Source organism: Phaeobacter sp. B1627, assembly GCF_006265095.1.
Taxonomy (GTDB): Bacteria; Pseudomonadota; Alphaproteobacteria; order Rhodobacterales; family Rhodobacteraceae; genus Epibacterium.
The window spans coordinates 24,516-41,523 of sequence record NZ_VCNK01000002.1 but is presented as its reverse complement, the minus strand read 5'-3'; the positions used below and the strand labels follow the sequence as shown (position 1 = coordinate 41,523).

The 17,008-nt window shown below is 65.1% G+C and carries 17 protein-coding genes; 4 read left to right on the top strand and 13 right to left on the bottom strand.

What is annotated here, in order from left to right; genetic code table 11:
* The first annotated feature begins 53 nt into the window (after window positions 1-53).
* The 3 genes from FGE21_RS01625 (at window position 54) to FGE21_RS01615 (ending at window position 3,728) form a co-directional block, all read left to right on the top strand.
* The gene (locus FGE21_RS01625) at window positions 54-1,181 is read left to right on the top strand and encodes an AI-2E family transporter (protein WP_139661109.1); all 1,128 of its coding nucleotides are present in this window, start codon (window positions 54-56) and stop codon (window positions 1,179-1,181) included.
* Between the two features lie 11 nt (window positions 1,182-1,192).
* Window positions 1,193-1,900 carry a DnaA ATPase domain-containing protein gene (locus tag FGE21_RS01620; RefSeq protein ID WP_139661107.1) on the top strand — a complete coding sequence of 236 codons (708 nt, stop codon included), beginning with the start codon at window positions 1,193-1,195 and terminating at the stop codon, window positions 1,898-1,900.
* A gap of 160 nt (window positions 1,901-2,060) precedes the next feature.
* Entirely contained in the window at window positions 2,061-3,728 is a 1,668-nt protein-coding gene (locus FGE21_RS01615) for a Ppx/GppA family phosphatase (protein ID WP_139661105.1), read from the top strand.
* A gap of 104 nt (window positions 3,729-3,832) precedes the next feature.
* Here the strand turns inward: FGE21_RS01615 and FGE21_RS01610 are convergent, their stop codons facing one another.
* The 7 genes from FGE21_RS01610 to FGE21_RS01580 all read right to left on the bottom strand — a co-directional run bounded on the left by FGE21_RS01610 (window position 3,833) and on the right by FGE21_RS01580 (window position 10,729).
* Window positions 3,833-4,315, bottom strand: coding sequence for a hypothetical protein (locus tag FGE21_RS01610; protein WP_255731225.1), 483 nt, complete (start codon window positions 4,313-4,315; stop codon window positions 3,833-3,835).
* A 115-nt stretch (window positions 4,316-4,430) separates the two neighbouring features.
* A complete protein-coding gene (locus FGE21_RS01605; RefSeq protein ID WP_139661104.1) occupies window positions 4,431-5,483 on the bottom strand; it encodes an endonuclease/exonuclease/phosphatase family protein in 1,053 nt (350 codons plus the stop codon).
* Window positions 5,464-6,171, bottom strand: a complete 708-nt coding sequence (locus FGE21_RS01600; RefSeq protein ID WP_139661102.1) for a DnaJ family molecular chaperone — start codon at window positions 6,169-6,171, stop codon at window positions 5,464-5,466. Before FGE21_RS01600 ends, FGE21_RS01605 begins: the two co-directional genes overlap by 20 nt.
* 9 nt (window positions 6,172-6,180) lie before the next feature.
* On the bottom strand, window positions 6,181-6,720 hold the full coding sequence (locus tag FGE21_RS01595; RefSeq protein ID WP_139661101.1) for a GNAT family N-acetyltransferase: 540 nt from the start codon (window positions 6,718-6,720) through the stop codon (window positions 6,181-6,183).
* Window positions 6,717-7,319, bottom strand: a complete 603-nt coding sequence (locus FGE21_RS01590) for a VOC family protein (RefSeq protein WP_139661172.1) — start codon at window positions 7,317-7,319, stop codon at window positions 6,717-6,719. Before FGE21_RS01590 ends, FGE21_RS01595 begins: the two co-directional genes overlap by 4 nt.
* A 337-nt stretch (window positions 7,320-7,656) precedes the next feature.
* Window positions 7,657-9,804, bottom strand: coding sequence for a methylmalonyl-CoA mutase (gene scpA / locus FGE21_RS01585; protein WP_139661099.1), 2,148 nt, complete (start codon window positions 9,802-9,804; stop codon window positions 7,657-7,659).
* Window positions 9,752-10,729, bottom strand: a complete 978-nt coding sequence (locus tag FGE21_RS01580) for a hypothetical protein (protein ID WP_139661098.1) — start codon at window positions 10,727-10,729, stop codon at window positions 9,752-9,754. The genes scpA and FGE21_RS01580 overlap by 53 nt, the downstream gene beginning before the upstream one ends.
* 171 nt (window positions 10,730-10,900) lie before the next feature.
* Between FGE21_RS01580 and FGE21_RS20575 the strand changes: the two genes are divergently transcribed.
* Window positions 10,901-11,542, top strand: a complete 642-nt coding sequence (locus FGE21_RS20575) for a DUF4174 domain-containing protein (RefSeq protein WP_370285356.1) — start codon at window positions 10,901-10,903, stop codon at window positions 11,540-11,542.
* 1 nt (window position 11,543) lies between these two features.
* Here FGE21_RS20575 and FGE21_RS01570 read toward each other — a convergent pair whose 3' ends face one another.
* The 6 genes from FGE21_RS01570 to FGE21_RS20270 all read right to left on the bottom strand — a co-directional run bounded on the left by FGE21_RS01570 (window position 11,544) and on the right by FGE21_RS20270 (window position 16,623).
* The gene (locus FGE21_RS01570; protein ID WP_255731224.1) at window positions 11,544-12,077 is read right to left on the bottom strand and encodes a hypothetical protein; all 534 of its coding nucleotides are present in this window, start codon (window positions 12,075-12,077) and stop codon (window positions 11,544-11,546) included.
* A gap of 283 nt (window positions 12,078-12,360) precedes the next feature.
* Window positions 12,361-14,394: an acetyl/propionyl/methylcrotonyl-CoA carboxylase subunit alpha gene (locus FGE21_RS01565; protein WP_139661094.1), complete on the bottom strand. Its 2,034-nt coding sequence runs from the start codon at window positions 14,392-14,394 to the stop codon at window positions 12,361-12,363.
* Between the two features lie 161 nt (window positions 14,395-14,555).
* Window positions 14,556-14,759, bottom strand: coding sequence for a hypothetical protein (locus FGE21_RS01560; RefSeq protein WP_139661093.1), 204 nt, complete (start codon window positions 14,757-14,759; stop codon window positions 14,556-14,558).
* A gap of 519 nt (window positions 14,760-15,278) precedes the next feature.
* Window positions 15,279-15,626: a hypothetical protein gene (locus FGE21_RS01555; RefSeq protein ID WP_139661091.1), complete on the bottom strand. Its 348-nt coding sequence runs from the start codon at window positions 15,624-15,626 to the stop codon at window positions 15,279-15,281.
* 69 nt (window positions 15,627-15,695) lie between these two features.
* Entirely contained in the window at window positions 15,696-15,839 is a 144-nt protein-coding gene (locus FGE21_RS19995) for a hypothetical protein (RefSeq protein ID WP_176695342.1), read from the bottom strand.
* 214 nt (window positions 15,840-16,053) lie between these two features.
* A complete protein-coding gene (locus FGE21_RS20270; RefSeq protein ID WP_255731223.1) occupies window positions 16,054-16,623 on the bottom strand; it encodes a DUF6497 family protein in 570 nt (189 codons plus the stop codon).
* Window positions 16,624-17,008: the final 385 nt, after the last annotated feature.

Sequence of the window (17,008 nt, the reverse complement as noted above, 5' to 3'; positions counted from 1 at the left end):
CACCCCTCCCTGCAGGCCCGTGGCCTGCGCAACATCAGCGAGGTCGCTGTCTCATGGCCCTGCCCGCCAGCAAGCAACTGACATACTGGGGCCTCGCCCTGGTGATCTTCTCCGTGGTGATGTGGGCGCTCGGCAATGTGCTGCTGCCCTTCATCCTGGGCGGCGCCATCGCCTATATGATCGACCCGCTGGCCGACCGGCTGGAGCGCGCTGGCCTGAGCCGCGAGGGGGCGACCGCGGTGATCACCGTTGCCGCAGTCTTGATATTCCTGCTGTTCCTGCTGCTGATCATTCCGATGCTGGTGAACCAGCTCATCGATCTGGTGCAGACCCTGCCCGAGGCCTGGGCCAATCTGCGCGCCTTTGCCACGGACCGCTTCCCCGCGCTGTTTGACGGCAGCAGCCAGATGAACGAGGCCCTGTCCGGCCTGTGGAAGATGCTGCAGGACAAGAGCGTGACCCTGCTGCAGACCTTTGTCGGCTCCGCGCTGTCGCTTTTGAATGTTGTGGTGCTGATCGTGATCGTGCCGGTGGTGTCGGTCTATCTGCTGGTCGACTGGGACCGGATGGTGACCCGGATCGACGCGTTGCTGCCGCGCGATCATGCCCCCGTCATCCGGCGGCTGGCGCGTGAAATTGACGAGGTCCTGTCGTCGTTCATCCGTGGCATGGGCACGGTCTGTGTCATTCTCGGCACCTATTATGCGGTGGCGCTGATGGCCGTCGGGCTGAACTTCGGTCTCGCCGTCGGGTTTGTCGCGGGGCTGGTGACCTTCATCCCCTATCTCGGGTCGATCATCGGCGGCGTGCTGGCCATCGGGCTGGCGCTGTTTCAGTTCTGGGGCGCGCTCGAGGGTGCCGACGGCGAGATGATCCGCCAGGGCACCGACTGGATCCGCATCGCGCTGGTGGCGGGGATCTTCTTTCTTGGCCAGTTCGTCGAAGGCAACTTCCTGACCCCCAAGCTGGTCGGCGATTCCGTCGGGCTGCATCCGGTCTGGCTGTTGCTGGCGCTGTCGGTGTTTGGCGCATTGTTCGGATTTGTCGGCATGCTGGTGGCGGTGCCTGTGGCGGCCGCAATCGGAGTGGTTGCACGTTTTGCCGTGGACCAGTATCTGGACAGTCGTCTTTATCAGGGACAGACACACCGGGACGCGCCGTCCCGCGCAGATGTGGAATAAGCAGACCGACAATGTCCGAACAGCTGAGCTTTGATCTCCCGGCGAAACCTGCGCTGGGGCGGGATGACTTTTTTGTGGCCCCCTCGAACGCGATGGCGGTGGCGCTGATTGACATGAATTTCGCCTGGCCCTCGGGCAAGCTGGTGCTGACCGGCCCCAAGGGCTCGGGCAAGACCCACCTCGCCCATGTCTGGGCCCGCGACAGCGGCGCCCGGGTGATCCCGGCGCAGACCCTCACCGAGGCGGCGGTGCCCGGCCTCGCCAAAGGGCCGGTGGTGGTCGAGGACGTGCCCGAGATCGCGGAAGACGGCCCGGCGCAGAAGGCGCTGTTTCACCTCCACAATATGGTTCTGACCCATGGCCACCGGCTGATGATGACCGGCCGGCCTGCGCCGAATCTCTGGGGGCTCGGGCTTGCGGATCTGCAAAGCCGGGTGCAGGCCGCCACCCACGCCGCCCTCGATCCCCCCGATGATGCGCTGCTGGCGGTGGTGTTGGCAAAACTGTTCAACGACCGTCAGATCACGCCGAAACCCGATGTGATCCCCTATCTGGTTGGGCGGATGGACAGATCCTTTGCCGCCGCACAGGCGGTGGTGGACCGGCTGGACCGGTTGGCGCTGGCCGAACACCGCACCCTGTCGCGGGCGCTGGCGATCCAGATGATGGCCGCAGATCGCAAGACCGAAGACCGCAAACCCGACCGCCGGGAGGGCTGAGCCCCGGCGATCGCATCCCCTGCCCATCTTGCAAGTCACCTTGCGGCCCGCATCCCCTGCCCTCCTTGCGGTACGCATTTCTCCCTGGGTCACCTCTGCTGAATTGACCTGACCGATCCAATAGACCATTCTTTCCAAAGTCAAAACGTCCGGAGCCCGTATGACGATCCTGCCAGAAGCCCCGACCGAGCCCGCAGCGGGCAGCCCGAATTCAGGCAGCGATTCCGCGGACGGACGCGCCGCCGACCTGCCTCCCCCGACGGCAGAGCCCGCGGCCACAGCAGAGGATTGGGGTCCCTTCGGGCATCCGCTCTTCAACGATCCCGACGCCCGCGCGCTGGAGCGGATCGGGGTGGTGGATGTGGGTTCGAACTCGGTGCGGCTGGTGATCTTTGACGGCGCGGCGCGCAGCCCTGCCTATTTCTACAACGAGAAAATCATGTGCGCCCTTGGGGCCGGCCTGTCGGAAACCGGCAAGCTCAATCCCAAGGGGCGGGCCCGCGCCCTGGCCGCGCTGCAGCGGTTTCAGGCCCTCGCGGATGGTCTTTTGCCGGACAAGCTGCATGTGGTGGCCACCGCTGCGGTGCGCGATGCCAACGACGGGCCGGAGTTCTGCACCGAGGTCGAAGCCGCCACCGGGCTGCGCATCCGGGTCATCACCGGCGAGGAAGAGGCCCGCCTGTCGGCGCAGGGGGTGTTGCTGGGCTGGCCCGGTGCCTACGGGCTGATCTGTGACATCGGCGGCTCCTCCATGGAGCTGGCAGAGATCCAGGGCGGTATCGTCGGCAAATGCGTCACCTCGAACCTCGGGCCGCTCAAGCTCAAGGAAATCGAGGGCGGACGTCAGGGCCGCAAGAAGCACATCGATGAGGTCATGCTGTCCCTGCGCGACCAGATGGGCGATCAGCGCGACCGGCTGTTTCTGGTCGGTGGCAGCTGGCGGGCCATTGCGCGCCTTGACATGCTGCGGCGCAGCTACCCGCTGACGGTGCAGCACGAATACCGCATGACGGCAAAGGACGTGCGCGAGACCGCGAAATTCATCGAGAAGAACGATCTCGACAAGCTGCGCAGCGATTGCGGGATTTCCTCCACCCGGATGGCGCTGGTGCCCTATGCCATCGACGTGCTGTCGCGGCTGGTCAAGACGTTCCGCCCCAAGGATATTGCCGTCTCCAGCTATGGTCTGCGCGAGGGGCTTCTGTATGAACAGATGCCGGACCGGCTGCGCGAACGGGATCCGCTGATTGAGGCGGCGCGCTTTGCCGAAGCCAAGGACGCGCGGGTGCCGGGCTTTGGCAAAACGCTCTATGGCTTTGTCAAACCTCTGTTTTCCGGCAGCCCCTACGCCAAGATGCGGCTGGTGAAGGCCGCGAGCCTTCTGCATGATGTCAGCTGGCGGGCCCATCCCGACTACCGCGCCGAGGTCTGTTTCGACAATGCCACCCGCGCCAATCTGGGCGGGCTGAAACATTCGGAGCGTATTTTCCTCGGTCTGGCGCTGCTGCATCGCTACCGCAACAAACGCCAGGGCACCCATTTCGAGCATCTCTACGATCTGCTGGCGCCAGAGCAGCAAAAGGAAGCCGAAATCCTCGGCAAGGCCATGCGTTTTGGTGCGATGCTGATGGTCGGCGAGGACCGCGACATCGGGACATTGCGCTGGCAGCCGCGCAAACGCTTGCTGCATGTGGAACTGCCCGCATCCGGCACGGCGCTGTTTGGCGAGGTTGCGCGTGCCCGGCTGATGTCGCTTGTCAACGCGCTGGATGCCGACGTTCGGGTCACGGTCGACGGCAAACGCGGCGATCTGATGGCCGAGGGCTGAGCCGCCCCTCCCCCCCCGCGCGGCTGCCCTCTGCTGACGCAGAGCACCACCTGCTTCCCCCGATGCGGCCAGTGCGATCCAGTGCACCCTCGTGCGCCCGCTGGTCAGAGTTCGATGCTGCCCTCCCCCGGATCGCCCCGATCGCCGGGCGGCGTTTCTGCAGGTGGATGCGCGTCCGGGAGCGGGCGCTTGCGGCGCATGATGATATCTCCGTTCTCAAGGATCTCGGGCCGCTCATAGAGGCTCCAGTCCTCGACCTGCTCCGCAATAGCCGCCAACGCAGGCCCCATCTCGGCCAGAAACTCGCGCAGGGCGGGGCCGATCTCCGCGAACAGCCGCGCCGCGTCCTCCAGCGCCGGCTCCATTTCCCGGCGCAGCCCCCTGAGAAAGAGATCCGCCCCGCGCTCCATCAGGCTCTTGCCGTCACCCTCCGCCTGTGGCACCTCGCTATCGCCCTGCGTCGTCTGGGCCAGAACAGCGTCGACAGTGCCGAACGTCATCAGCGCAGAGACCGCCACAACACCGACAACCGCGATGAGCGGCGCCGTTTTGGCCGGGCGAAAAGGATGGCGAACACTCTGTATCATGACCGGACTCTCCCTCAGTTGTATCGCATCCGGAACAGAAGACCGCGCCCGCTCCCGGATGGGCAATCTCCTGCCCGAATGATGCCGGCGATGCCGCCTGGCGGTGGCGGCAGGCTCACAGCGGATCGCCATCGGTTTGCGGCCCAAAGGAGGCCACCTCCGGCTTCCGCAGAAGCTCCAGATCCAGATCGAGGCTCACCGGGAAATGGTCCGAAGCCTCCAGAAGCGCGCGGCGCAACTCCGCGTCGCCGTAGCATTCCGCGTCCTCGAAAGGATGCCAGATGCGCCAGCGTGGGTTGCAGCGGGCAAGATCCGGCGAAATCATCGCATAGTCCAGAAGCGCCTGAAAATAGCGCTTCTCGATCTGATTATAAAATCGGGCCGAGGTCGGCAGCCCCTGCCGGTTCGGCCGCAGCAGGCAGCGCGCATGGGGATCGGCCATCTCGGCGCCGAGAATGATCTCGACGGAGGAGCGACCAAACAGGGCCTCGTATTCGTCGAGCCCGGGACCGTCGTTCAGATCCCCCATCACCACCAGCGGATCTGCGGCGTTCAGATGTTCCGTCATCCGGGCCCGCAGCCAGATCGCCTGCGCCAATTGCTTGCGCCGGTTGGAGATGGACAGCGCCCGCGCCTCTTCCGGTGAGCGCGCGCCGTGGGGGGCCTTGGATTTCAGATGGGCGCCAATCAGACGAAAGGGAGGGCCGCTGTGCGGGGTGACCTGGATCTCCATTGGTGGTTTGGAGAACCGGACGCTGTCGGCCTCTGCGTCCACGTCGAGATCAATCGAAAAGCAGCCGTCAAAGGCAGGCACGCCGGGCGAAGACACCGGCGCATGGGTGGCGCTGAGCACATCGGGGTCGAAGAGAAAGGCGATTTCCTGCTGGGTTTCGTTGGAAAACCCCATCACGGCCGCGCGGGTGCGCAGCCCGGCCCAATCGGCGAATTCCGCCAGCGCGCGCAGGGTGCTCTGGCGGCGGCCGGTGTTCGGCGCCTCGATCACAACGATCGCATCCGCATCCACCCGCCGCAGCACGGTAGCGATGGCCTCGGTCTGGGCCGCACAGCTGACCCCGTGGCGGCCCGACCGTCTTCCGTCCAGAAACAGCCGGTCCCTGGCGTCAAAGAGATTGGCGAACCATTCGATATTATACGTGCTGAGGCGCATGGTCTCGGGCCTGCGCCGCGCCGCGGATGTCGTCCCAGGCCCGGTTGATATCCGCCAGGCGCTTTTCGGCCAGACGGATCGCCTCGGTCGGCACCCCCCGCGCGATCATCGCATCAGGGTGGTTGTCGCGCACCAGCTTTCGCCAGATCTGGCGGACCTCTTCCAGCGGGGTGCCCGGCGCGACCCCCAGCACATCATGCGGATCCCGCGGGGCGCCCTCGACAAAGCGGGCGCGCAGAGACCGGAACTGCGCTTCGGACTGACCGAACATGCGGCTGACATCCGCGAGAAAGGCGTTTTCGTTCGGGTGATAGAATCCGTCTGCCAGAGCAATATGGAACAGCCCCTCCATCAGGTCGCACAGCGTGCCCGGATCATCCTGAAACATGGTGCTGATGCGGCGGGCGTATTCGCCGTAGCCTGCGATGTCCTGACGGGCGAGATTGAACACGCGGGCGGCCTGCTGTTCGTCCTCGGCGGCGATCTGGAACACCTCGCGAAAGGCGGCCACCTCGTCCCGGGTCACCTGCCCGTCGGCCTTGGCCATCTTTGCCCCCAGCGCGATCACCGCGATGGTGAAGGCCACGGACCGTTCAGGCGGCGTGCGCAGACGGTCGAAAACCGTTGCAAGGCTTTCGCCGGTGGCCAGCGCCGACAGCGCCTCGGTGATGCGGGACCAGAGTGACATGGGGGGAGCTTAGCCGGGATCGCCCTGGCTGTCAGGTCGTGCCGGTTCGTCCTCACGGAGAATTTTCTGCATCAGCACAAGATCCAGCCACTGCCCCCATTTGCAGCCGACCTCCGCCAGCCGTGCGACCTCGCGATAGCCACAGGCGGCATGAAAGGCCTGCGCCGAGGGGTTGGCGCCGCTGATGGCGGCCACAAGCACATGCAGGCCGCGCACTCGGGCCAGGTTTTCCAGGTCGCGCAGCAGGGCGCGCCCCACGCCCCTTCCCCGGGCCGCCTCGGTCAGATAGATCGAGTGCTCGGCCGTATGCGCATAGCCCGGCCCGCCACGAAACGGACCGAAGGTGGCAAAGCCGAGAAACCTGCCGGATGACCTGTCCTCGGCAATCAGCATCGGTTGGCCCGACAGGATGTCCTCCGCCCAGTCGCTGACCCCGCGCACCACAGTGGTGAAGGTGGCGAGGCTATGCTGCACTCCATGGGCATGGAGCGCCGCGACAGCCTCGGCATCGCCCGAGTGGGCCGGACGAATGCGCGGGGCGTCTGTCATGTGAGGCGGCGCAGCCCGTGCGGCGTGTCGATCTCGGCCAGCAGCCCGACGGGGCCGGGTTCAAACACCACGCGGGCCTCGTCGAGGTTGAGCACGTCCCGCAGCGCCTGCGCCTCGGGGTGGGTGATCACCAGCCGTCGCAACGCGCATCCCTGCTGCTGCAAGCGCGGAGCCGGATGGGGTCCCTGCCATTGCATCAGGGCGGGAAAACAGTTGTCAAACGGCAGGGCCCCGCTGCTCGGCACCGCCATCTGCCAGCGCAGATCCCCGCGGGTCAGCGCAACCGGCTCCCCCGCGTCAAGGTCGATCCCCGCCAAGGTCGCGGCAAGGTTTTCACTGCGGCAGATCCAGTTGCTGATGCGGGGCGCGCCGGTGAACCGGTCGAGGTCGAACCAACGGGGACTGCGCTCGGGCGGTGCAGCCGGGTCGATGGCGATGGCTTCCAGATAGAGCCCCTCTGCCAGGCCGAGGAGGCAATTGTGGGTGCCAAAGACCTGATGACGCCCCCCCGGCTGCAGGGCCACGCCGAGCGCCGCTTCGACATGGGCGCAGGCCTCATCAAGCGAGGCAGCTGCCACGGCAAAATGGTCGAGTGCGATCATTGTGGTCTCTCCCGGAGTCTGATCCGGTCAGGTTTACCCAGCCAGGTGGCAGAGGCAACGGCAAATCCTTGCCTTGCCCCACGCCCGGTTGTGGTTCGGGCCATTCCCGGCGTGCTCCCGCCCGTCTCTGGCTGCGCCCCTGGCGCAACCGAACCGGTTGGGGGTGGCGCCGCGCGCGCCCCGGATGGGGCGCGCGCGGCGCGCAGTCGGCCCCTTTGGGGCCGACTGCCATGCCCAAGCCGCCAAAGGGGTCTGACACAGTCAGGCCACGCGGCGGCGCGGGAGCGCTTTCCCCCCAAACGTCGCGCCACATCGCGCCACCGGACCGCCTCTCTCAGCCCTGGCGCGCGGTCCGGATCAGCCGCAGGATATCCTGCGCTGCCTCGGGGATATTGGTTCCGGGGCCAAAGATCGCCTTCACCCCATGATCGTAGAGGAACTGGTAGTCCTGCTGCGGTATCACCCCGCCGCAGATCACGATTATATCCTCCGCCCCCTGCGCCTTCAGCTCGTTGACCAGCTGCGGTGCCAGGGTCTTGTGGCCCGCCGCCTGGGACGAGATCCCGACCACATGCACATCGTTGTCGATCGCATCCTGCGCAGCCTCGTCCGGGGTCTGGAACAGAGGCCCCACATCCACGTCAAAGCCGATGTCGGCAAAGGCGGTGGCGATGACCTTGGCGCCCCGGTCGTGACCGTCCTGTCCCATCTTGACCACCAGCAAACGCGGGCGGCGGCCCTCTTCTTCGGCGAACTCCGCAATGCTTTTCTGGATCGCGGCAAAGCCCTCGTCGCCCTCGTAGGCGGCCCCATAGACCCCTGCGAGCGTCTTGACCTCGGCGCGGTGGCGGCCGAATTCCTCTTCCATAGCCATGCTGATTTCCCCCACAGTGGCCCGAGCACGGGCCGCATCCACAGCCGCCCCGAGCAGATTGCCGCCCTCGCGGGCGCAGCGGGTCAGTTCCGCCAGAGCCGACGCGCAGGCTTCCGGGTTGCGGTCCTTGCGGATCCGGTCGAGCCGGGCAATCTGGCTGTCGCGCACTTTGACATTGTCCACGTCGAGAATGTCGATCGGGTCTTCCTTCTCCTTGCGGTATTTGTTGACGCCGACGATCACCTCCTCGCCGCGATCGATCATCGCCTGCCGCCGCGCTGCCGTCTCCTCAATGCGCAGCTTCGGCATGCCGGAGGCCACCGCTTTGGTCATGCCGCCCATCTCCTCGACCTCCTGCATCAGAGCCCAGGCCTTGTCGATCAGTTCCGCCGTCAGGCTCTCGACGTAGTAGCTGCCCGCAAGCGGGTCCACCACATTGGTGACGCCGGTCTCCTCCTGCAGGATCAGCTGGGTATTGCGGGCGATGCGGGCAGAGAAATCGGTGGGCAGGGCGATGGCCTCATCCAGCGCATTGGTATGCAGCGACTGGGTGCCGCCGAGCACGGCCGACATCGCCTCATAGGCGGTGCGCACCACGTTGTTGTAGGGATCCTGTTCCTGCAGCGACACGCCCGAGGTCTGGCAATGGGTGCGCAGCATCTTGGAGCGCTCGTTCTGGGCGCCGACCTCTGTCATCACCCGGTGCCACAGGGTGCGGGCGGCGCGCAGTTTCGCAGCCTCCATGAAGAAATTCATACCGATGGCAAAGAAGAACGACAGCCGGCCCGCGAATTTATCCACATCCATGCCGGCCGCCATCGCCGCCTTCACATATTCGCGCCCGTCGGCCAGCGTATAGGCGAGTTCCTGCACCAGGTTCGCGCCGGCCTCCTGCATGTGGTAGCCGGAGATCGAGATCGAGTTGAATTTCGGCATCTCGGCCGAGGTATATTCGATGATGTCAGAGATGATCCGCATCGAGGGTTCGGGCGGATAGATATAGGTGTTGCGGACCATGAATTCCTTCAGGATGTCGTTCTGAATGGTGCCCGACAGGACCGATTTGTCATGGCCCTGCTCTTCGCCCGCGACGATGAAACTGGCCAGAATAGGGATCACCGCGCCGTTCATGGTCATCGATACCGAGACCTGATCCAGCGGAATGCCGTCGAACAGGATCTTCATGTCCTCGACCGAATCAATGGCCACACCGGCCTTGCCCACGTCCCCGACCACGCGGGGATGGTCGCTGTCATAGCCGCGGTGGGTGGCCAGATCGAAGGCGACCGAGACCCCCTGCTGGCCGGCCGCGAGGTTGCGGCGATAAAAAGCGTTGGATTCCTCGGCGGTAGAGAAACCCGCGTATTGGCGGATGGTCCAGGGGCGGCCTGCGTACATGGTCGCCTTGACGCCGCGGGTGAAGGGGCCAAAGCCTGGCATCCCCTGCATATGCGCCAGCCCGGCGGTGTCCTCGGCGGTATAGAGCGGCTTGACCTCGATGCCCTCGAGGGTCTGCCAGTTGAGATCGTCCAGCTTGCGTCCGCGCAGCTCTTTCTCAGCCAGCGCCCGCCAATCGTCCGGTGTCTGCGTCTCCGGTGTCTGGGTCATGGATTGGTCCTCTTGTCAGGTCGTCCTGCGGCATGCGTTCTGCTGCCGCGTTTTTATTGCGGTCGTCGCGTGCGTCCGATTTGTTCGGATCTTCAACCAGTTCGGCCAGGCCGTCGGCCCCGCCCACCAGCCACATCATGTCGTCATAATAGCGCTCGCGCAGCTGCGCGGCCTCCGCCTCGGAGAAGGGCATCCAGCGGCCGTCCCCCTCGGGCAAAAGCGCCGCCAGCCGGTCCGGCAGATCCGCCCGCAGCGCAGGCAATCTGGAACAGGCGTTGAGGCGGAAACTGCCGCGAACCGGCGGGCAATCCACCCCGGTCATCACCGAGAGCTGCGCCTCGGGACGGGCGGCAAACACCTCATGCGCAAAGACCCGGATGCGCGCCCCCGGCAAGGCGCAATAGATGTCCTGGATCACGTCGCGCCAGCTGCGGGGGCTGGTTGCAATGCGCGACAGAACCCGGCCATTGGGCATCCGCAGCGACTGTTCCAGCCGCATCGACAGAGCCGAGGCCCAGAACACCTCGGGGCTGCGAATATTGAGCATCACATCCGTCACAGCGCCGGAAAAAGCATGATCGAGCCGCGCCAGATACTCGCCCGCGCCGGGATAGAGCTGCCCCAGCGACAGGCTTTGATCGAGGGCGCCGAGGAGGTTTGCGTCGCTGATCACCAAAGCCGCCGTCCCCGCCTCGCGCAGGGTGGTGAGCTGCAACGCGATCCGCCCGCGGGCCCGTTGCACCGGATCGCGCCCGTTGCCGAGGGACACCCCCGGCTGCACCCCGTGCAGCAGCCCCTTGCGGGTGCGCTCCGGCCCCATGACGGTCAGACCATACTGCGCCAGATGGTCCTGTTTGCGGGTCATGTAGTTCTGGAAACTGCGGGTTGCGCAGCGGTGAGCACCAATGTGCAGGATCACTTTCATGGCAGGGTTTCCTCGTGCAGGGGGCCCGGCGCGGGAGCGGGCGAACGGGGAAACCATGCGACGCCTGGAGTTCCATCAAGCTTAACCAAAGGTGTTTTTTTTGTACAATCAGCGGTTTCGCCCATCGCTTTTACGGTTGCGGTGCATATATTTCCGCACAGAGGAGTATTTATGAAAAACCTGATCCGCCCGACCCTGTCCAATCTGGCCAATCTGGCTACGCTGGCCAATCTGGCCAATCTGTCCGACCTCGCTAGGCTGGCCCCGATTGCGGCCCTGATGGCCGCCCTGCCCCTGAGCCCTACAGCCGCCGCATGGGCGCAGGAGGTTGAGATCGTGACTGACGCCCCTGACCCTGCCGCTGACCTTGTCCCGGTGGCGGAGCAGTTGCCGGATACAGAGGCTGGCGACACCGAGGCGGTGACAGAGACGGATGCAGCCGTCCCGCCGGTCTTTGCCATCCACGACGGATATGACGTGGACATTGCGGAGTATCGCTGGACCCATCGCCCGGTGGTGGTCTTCGCCGACAGCCCGGCGGACCCGAGGTTCCGGGAGCAGGTCGACGAATTGCTGAAGGATGTGCCGGCCCTGATGACGCGCGATGTGATCGTCTTTGTCGACACGGACCCGGAGCGGAAATCCGCCCTGCGCACCAAATTGCGGCCGCGCGGGTTTATGCTGGTGCTGCTCGGCAAGGATGGTGGGGTGAAACTGAGAAAGCCCCTGCCGTGGAGTGTCCGGGAACTGTCGCGGACCATCGACAAGATGCCAATGCGACTGCGCGAAGTCGAGGATCGGCGGGGCGGCTGAGTCATGAGGGTCGGCCGCGTGAAAAGAACAGCCGCCGGTTGCGCCGGTCAAAGACGGCCATGGATCTGTCCTGCGGCGCGTAGATCAGCACCGAGGTCGGGTCCAGCAGCGCGTTGAAATAGGCCACTTCCATCTCTTCAGCCATGCAGTCCTTGCCGCCGGTGCCGGAGGACAACACGCCGAGCCCCAGCGGCAGATCAAGGGTCATGATCTGTTCGGTCACCTGCGTCGGCGACAGGGCGTCGATCTGAAACGCGACGGTCTCTCCCTCGACGATGGCGCGCATCCCGGCCTCGATCGAGCCGGCCTTCCGGATCAACGAACTGATCCGGTTGGCTTTGACATCAAACAGCGCCGCGGTGCAGTTGACGCGGGAAAAGAAATAGAATGTCTCGCCCAGCTTGACCCAGCTCTGCACGTTGGAGCGCACTTCCTCCTCCTGGTCGAGACTGCAGGCAGAGAGCAGAACCCCGGCCGCCGTGGCCAGACCCAGAACAGTGGTACGCAGGCGGCGGCGAGAGCGGGTATGGGGCAAGGGATGATCCTTCAGAAACACAGGCACGCGCCTGACACGCCCCCCCGGAGACCGGGGCGACACGGCACGCCCGGCCAAGCTACTGGCGGAGGCTTCAGAAAGGCTTAACACCTCCGGTCTGGATCCCGGTTTTTGCGCTGATATCCTGCTCCTGCGACCATAGTCCGGGCGCAGGCCATCGCGGGACCGAGCTGCCCGCGCGCCGGATGGCGGCAGGCGGCGCAGGCAGTGCGGGCTGAACGGGCCCATCTGCGGCGATATGGCGGCTGCGCGGATCATCGGATCATTCGAATTCCATGATCACATCATCCACCGCGAGACTGTCGCCCGCGCCGGCATTGACCTTGCTGACCACCGCTTTTTTCTCGGCGCGCAGGATGTTTTCCATCTTCATCGCCTCGATCGTGCAGAGCGCCTGACCTTCGTGGACCTCATCGCCCACGGCCACATCGACCTTCACCACCAGGCCGGGCATCGGACAGAGCAGCATCTTCGAAGTATCCGGCGGCAGTTTCTCCGGCATCAGGGCGGCCAGTTCCGCCTGACGCGGGCGGCGCACATGCACCTTCAGATCCGCACCCCGGCTGCGGATGCGAAACCCCTGGGTGATCTTGTCGGTCTTCAGCACCAAGGGCGCGCCATCGGTCTCGATCCGGGCAATCATGTCGCCCGGCGTCCAGTCGGAGCTGACGCGCATCGCGGCGCCATCGTCGGTAAAGGTGACGGTGGCCCCCTCGGGGTCGGCGGCGACCTCGGTGCGGAAGCTCTGGCCGCCGAGGCTGACGACCCAGTGATTGCCGACCCGGCGCTCGTGATTGTCCATCCGTCCCGACACCTGCGTGCGGCGGATTTCGGCAATCCGGTGCATCGCAGCACAGGCGGCGGCGATGCGGCGCAATTCCGACACCGGCAGCGTGGCGCCGTCAAAGCCGTCGGGATATTCCTCGGCAATAAAGGCGGTGGTGATATCGCCCGAGATGAATTTCGGATGATCCATCACCGCCGACAGGAACGGCAGGTTATGACCGATGCCCTCGACCTCAAAGCTGTCGAGCGCCACCCGCATCGCCTCGATCGCGGCGTCCCGGGTCGGGGCCCAGGTGCAGAGCTTGGCGATCATCGGGTCGTAATACATTGAAATCTCGCCACCTTCGTAGACGCCCGTGTCATTGCGCACGACCACAGGTCCGGCCGCGCCCGGCGCGACACCGGGGCTGTAGGCGGCGGTTTCCGCAGGCGGGCGATAGCGGGTCAGACGGCCGATGGAGGGCAGGAAGTTGCGGTAGGGATCTTCAGCATAGAGGCGGTTCTCGATCGCCCAGCCGGTCAGTTTGACGTCATCCTGGGTGATGGTCAGCGGCTGGCCGGCGGCGACGCGGATCATCTGTTCCACCAGATCGACGCCGGTGATCAGCTCGGTCACGGGATGTTCCACCTGCAGACGGGTGTTCATCTCGAGAAAGTAGAAATTCTTGTCGCCGTCGACGATGAATTCCACCGTGCCCGCAGAGGCATAGCCCACGGCCTTCGCCAGAGCCACGGCCTGTTCGCCCATCGCCTTGCGGGTCGCCTCGTCCAGGAAGGGGCTGGGCGCTTCCTCCACCACCTTCTGGTTGCGGCGCTGGATGGAGCATTCCCGCTCGCCCAGGTAGATCCCGTTGCCATGGGCGTCGCAGAGCACCTGAATTTCAATGTGGCGCGGCTGGGTGACGAATTTCTCGATGAAGATCCGGTCGTCGCCAAAAGAGCTGGCGGCTTCGTTCTTGGAGGACTGGAACCCTTCGCGGGCTTCCTCGTCACTCCAGGCGATGCGCATGCCCTTGCCGCCGCCCCCGGCCGAGGCCTTGATCATCACCGGATAGCCGACCTCGCCCGAGATTTTCACCGCCTCGTCGGCATCGGCAATCAGCCCCATATAGCCGGGCACCGTCGACACGCCTGCCTCCTGGGCGATCTTCTTGGAGGTGATCTTGTCGCCCATCTTCTCGATGGCGCCGACGGGCGGGCCGACAAAGGCGACCCCCTCGGCGGCGAGCGCCTCGGCGAATTTGGAATTCTCCGACAGGAACCCATAGCCCGGATGCACCGCCTGCGCGCCACTTTCGCGGATGGCGGCCATCACATTGTCAATCACGATATAGGATTGGTTGGCCGGGGGCGGGCCGACGTGGACGGCTTCATCCGCCATCTGCACATGCAGGGCCTGCCGGTCGGCGTCGGAATAGATCGCCACCGTCTTGATCCCCATCTTGCGCGCGGTCTTGATGACGCGACAGGCGATTTCCCCGCGGTTGGCGATCAGGATCTTGTCAAACATGTGCTGTCCCTTGTGGTCGAGAATGTGATCGGTGATGTGGTCTGCCTTGCCAGGTCAGAGCCGCAAACCAAAAACCGCCGCACACGGGGGATGATCCCGTGGCGGCGGCTGGTCTGTCTGTGAGGGCCGGAGCGGAGTGGGTGCCCTGGCCGTGCCCCTGGTCAGCAGCGGTTCGGATGTTCCTGGCAGTAGATGAGGTTGCCGGCCGCGCCGACGGCGGCGCCGGTGACCAGATTGCCCTTGAGCAGGGCCGCGCCGGCCGCACCGGCCCCTGCCCCGTAGAGCGCCTGCTCGCCGGTGGTATCGCCACAGGCCGCGAGAGCGGCAGTGCCGCACAGCAGGGCTGCAAGAATGGATTTTCGCATCGGGAGGCTCCTTTTGATCGATCAGTCTGATTGACGGCCGGTTTGACCGTCACTTTGATCTGATAACGTCGGGCGTCCAGAGATGTTCCTTCGGGGGGCGTGAAATGGGCGGAGGATCGCGCGGTGGCGGCCCCTGTCGGGCGGGGTTTCGCCCACAGGTTCAAACAGGGCGGCAACAGGTGGCGGGCTGCGGTGGATGTGACCCCGCGGGCGCCGTCGGTTGCGGCACCAAAAGCGGGCAGATGGCACAGGGGTATGCACATCTGCCCAGTGGGGTTTTGGGGCCGGAACAACAGCCGGAAGGGACGAAAAGGCTGTGTCGGCCTGCTCACCCTGCCACGGCCACAGCGACCTGCAAACGGATGTGTCGCCCGCATTTGGGTTCGGGCGGCAGGCCGCGCAAATCGCCCCCCTTCAGGCAGGAAAATGCCGATACACGCCATACAGGTCCTTGCAGCGGCAATTTCCCGCCGCCCTGCTGTGCCCGATTGGCGGATATGATCCCCTGCCCGCATGCGCTCAGCCCTCAAAGGCCTCGGGGAAGGACCGGCGGGCGACATCGACATCGATCACCAGAAGCGACTCGTAGCTTTCCGGATCGAAGGGGTCATCCACCGCCACGACCTCGCGCCCGAACAGCCAGCTGAGCCGCCCCGCGTCGAGGTTGCCCCGCTCGAAGGGCTGGTCGCCGAAATGGTCCCACAGGGCCTTCATGAAGCCGGCATCGGCCCGGCGATCCGGGGGTCTGCGGTCGCGAAAGCGTTCGCGTGCAATCAAAGGCGTGATGCCCTTGGTGCTGGCGCGACGGATGATGAACTGAAAATCTGTACCCGGAAGACGGCCGGGAAAGCCGCGGTGTTTCAACATGGGGGGGCCTCCGGTCCGGCACCCCGCAGGTCGGACGGGGCCGGCCACAGGGCCGGACCCCTGAAGTGATTACTTGTATTTGCCGGTGTAGACCGGTTCCTGCGAGATCGGCTCTGGCTCGACCACGACGAATTCTTCTTCGCGCGGGCCCGCGCATGCGGAAACGGCCGCCACGAGGCCTGCGAGAGTGAGAAGCTTGATGCTCTTGGACATGTCAGTCTCCTAAGATCATTGATGAAACCTGCACGGGCCGAAACCCGCGCCTCTGGCAACCCAACGGGAAAATCCCCACTGAGTTGAGGCGCATATTTGCGTCCCGCGCGCAGTATAGCGGCATTGGTTTCAGGAACATATGACAATTCCTCCGCAGGGCGCGCTTGTGACGCGAAAACCGCAGAAACATGCCGACAGAGCGCAGACCGCCGCATCAGTACCCCTCCCAGATGCAGGTTCCGGCCTCCAGCCGGTAGGTTTCGAAGAACTGCGTGGCCTCCGGCACGCTGCTGCCGAAGGGCAGGAGCCGGTCCGAGAGTGAGATCACCACCCGCTCCGGCGTGACCCTGTGATGGGCCAGATAGGGCAGCGCCACGGCCGCGCAGAGATGGTCAATATCGGCGGCACTTCGGCCGGGGTCGGCCGCGCCCGCAATCTGCGGCGCGACAAAACGGAACCGCGCCCAGAGCGCACCGGGGGTGTCGTCCAGAAGAACCTCGGCGAGGGTCACCGGCTGCCCGGAGGGGACCGCCAGACCATTGGCTTGCGGCCGGCTGGCCTGCGGATCACTGGTCTGCGGATCACTGCCCTGCTGATCATTCGTTTGCTGATCACTCGTTTGCTGATTACTGGCCTGCTGTCCCGAGCCCTGCTGACCCGAGGCCGCAGAGACGGGGAGCGTGCCCAACAGGAGCCAGACTGCACAGAGCATCAGCAGCGCCAGCCCGGTGTGATCAGGCCGCAGGCCGCTGCTGCGGGAGCATGGCCTTGACGTGGTTGACATCCGAGCTGAGCTGGGCGCCGAGATGGCCGCTGACATCGGATCCGAGATGCGGAATTCAATCATTGGATGTAATGGGAATGGCGGGCGTGTTGGGAATGGCCTCGGCCAAGAAACCAAAGAACCGCAGCCCCGACCTCGATATAATCGAGCTCCTCCTGCCGGGGCTGCGGGCGCTGCGCCAAGGGCGCGCGCTGAACTCGCTTCGGCTGAAACAGAGCATGCAACCGATTCGGCCTCTGTGTCAAACCCTGTTACAAATTTGTGCAAAAATACTGCATGCCGCACAGCAGTCAGGCATTTTGCGAACCCGCCACAAAAACGCCGGGCCCGCCCGTCATTTCGGCGCAAGTCCTGCAACAAATTTGCGCTGGGTTTCGATTGACCT

Coding starts and splice junctions, on each gene's coding strand:
- FGE21_RS01595 (WP_139661101.1), bottom strand. CDS start 6,720: ATGACAGACGCCCCGCGCATTCGTCCGGCCCACTCGGGCGATGCCGAG.
- FGE21_RS01615 (WP_139661105.1), top strand. CDS start 2,061: ATGACGATCCTGCCAGAAGCCCCGACCGAGCCCGCAGCGGGCAGCCCG.
- FGE21_RS01610 (WP_255731225.1), bottom strand. CDS start 4,315: ATGATACAGAGTGTTCGCCATCCTTTTCGCCCGGCCAAAACGGCGCCG.
- FGE21_RS01560 (WP_139661093.1), bottom strand. CDS start 14,759: ATGCGAAAATCCATTCTTGCAGCCCTGCTGTGCGGCACTGCCGCTCTC.
- FGE21_RS20270 (WP_255731223.1), bottom strand. CDS start 16,623: ATGTCAACCACGTCAAGGCCATGCTCCCGCAGCAGCGGCCTGCGGCCT.
- FGE21_RS20575 (WP_370285356.1), top strand. CDS start 10,901: ATGAAAAACCTGATCCGCCCGACCCTGTCCAATCTGGCCAATCTGGCT.
- FGE21_RS01565 (WP_139661094.1), bottom strand. CDS start 14,394: ATGTTTGACAAGATCCTGATCGCCAACCGCGGGGAAATCGCCTGTCGC.
- FGE21_RS01555 (WP_139661091.1), bottom strand. CDS start 15,626: ATGTTGAAACACCGCGGCTTTCCCGGCCGTCTTCCGGGTACAGATTTT.
- scpA (WP_139661099.1), bottom strand. CDS start 9,804: ATGACCCAGACACCGGAGACGCAGACACCGGACGATTGGCGGGCGCTG.
- FGE21_RS01605 (WP_139661104.1), bottom strand. CDS start 5,483: ATGCGCCTCAGCACGTATAATATCGAATGGTTCGCCAATCTCTTTGAC.
- FGE21_RS01625 (WP_139661109.1), top strand. CDS start 54: ATGGCCCTGCCCGCCAGCAAGCAACTGACATACTGGGGCCTCGCCCTG.
- FGE21_RS01580 (WP_139661098.1), bottom strand. CDS start 10,729: ATGAAAGTGATCCTGCACATTGGTGCTCACCGCTGCGCAACCCGCAGT.
- FGE21_RS19995 (WP_176695342.1), bottom strand. CDS start 15,839: ATGTCCAAGAGCATCAAGCTTCTCACTCTCGCAGGCCTCGTGGCGGCC.
- FGE21_RS01600 (WP_139661102.1), bottom strand. CDS start 6,171: ATGTCACTCTGGTCCCGCATCACCGAGGCGCTGTCGGCGCTGGCCACC.
- FGE21_RS01620 (WP_139661107.1), top strand. CDS start 1,193: ATGTCCGAACAGCTGAGCTTTGATCTCCCGGCGAAACCTGCGCTGGGG.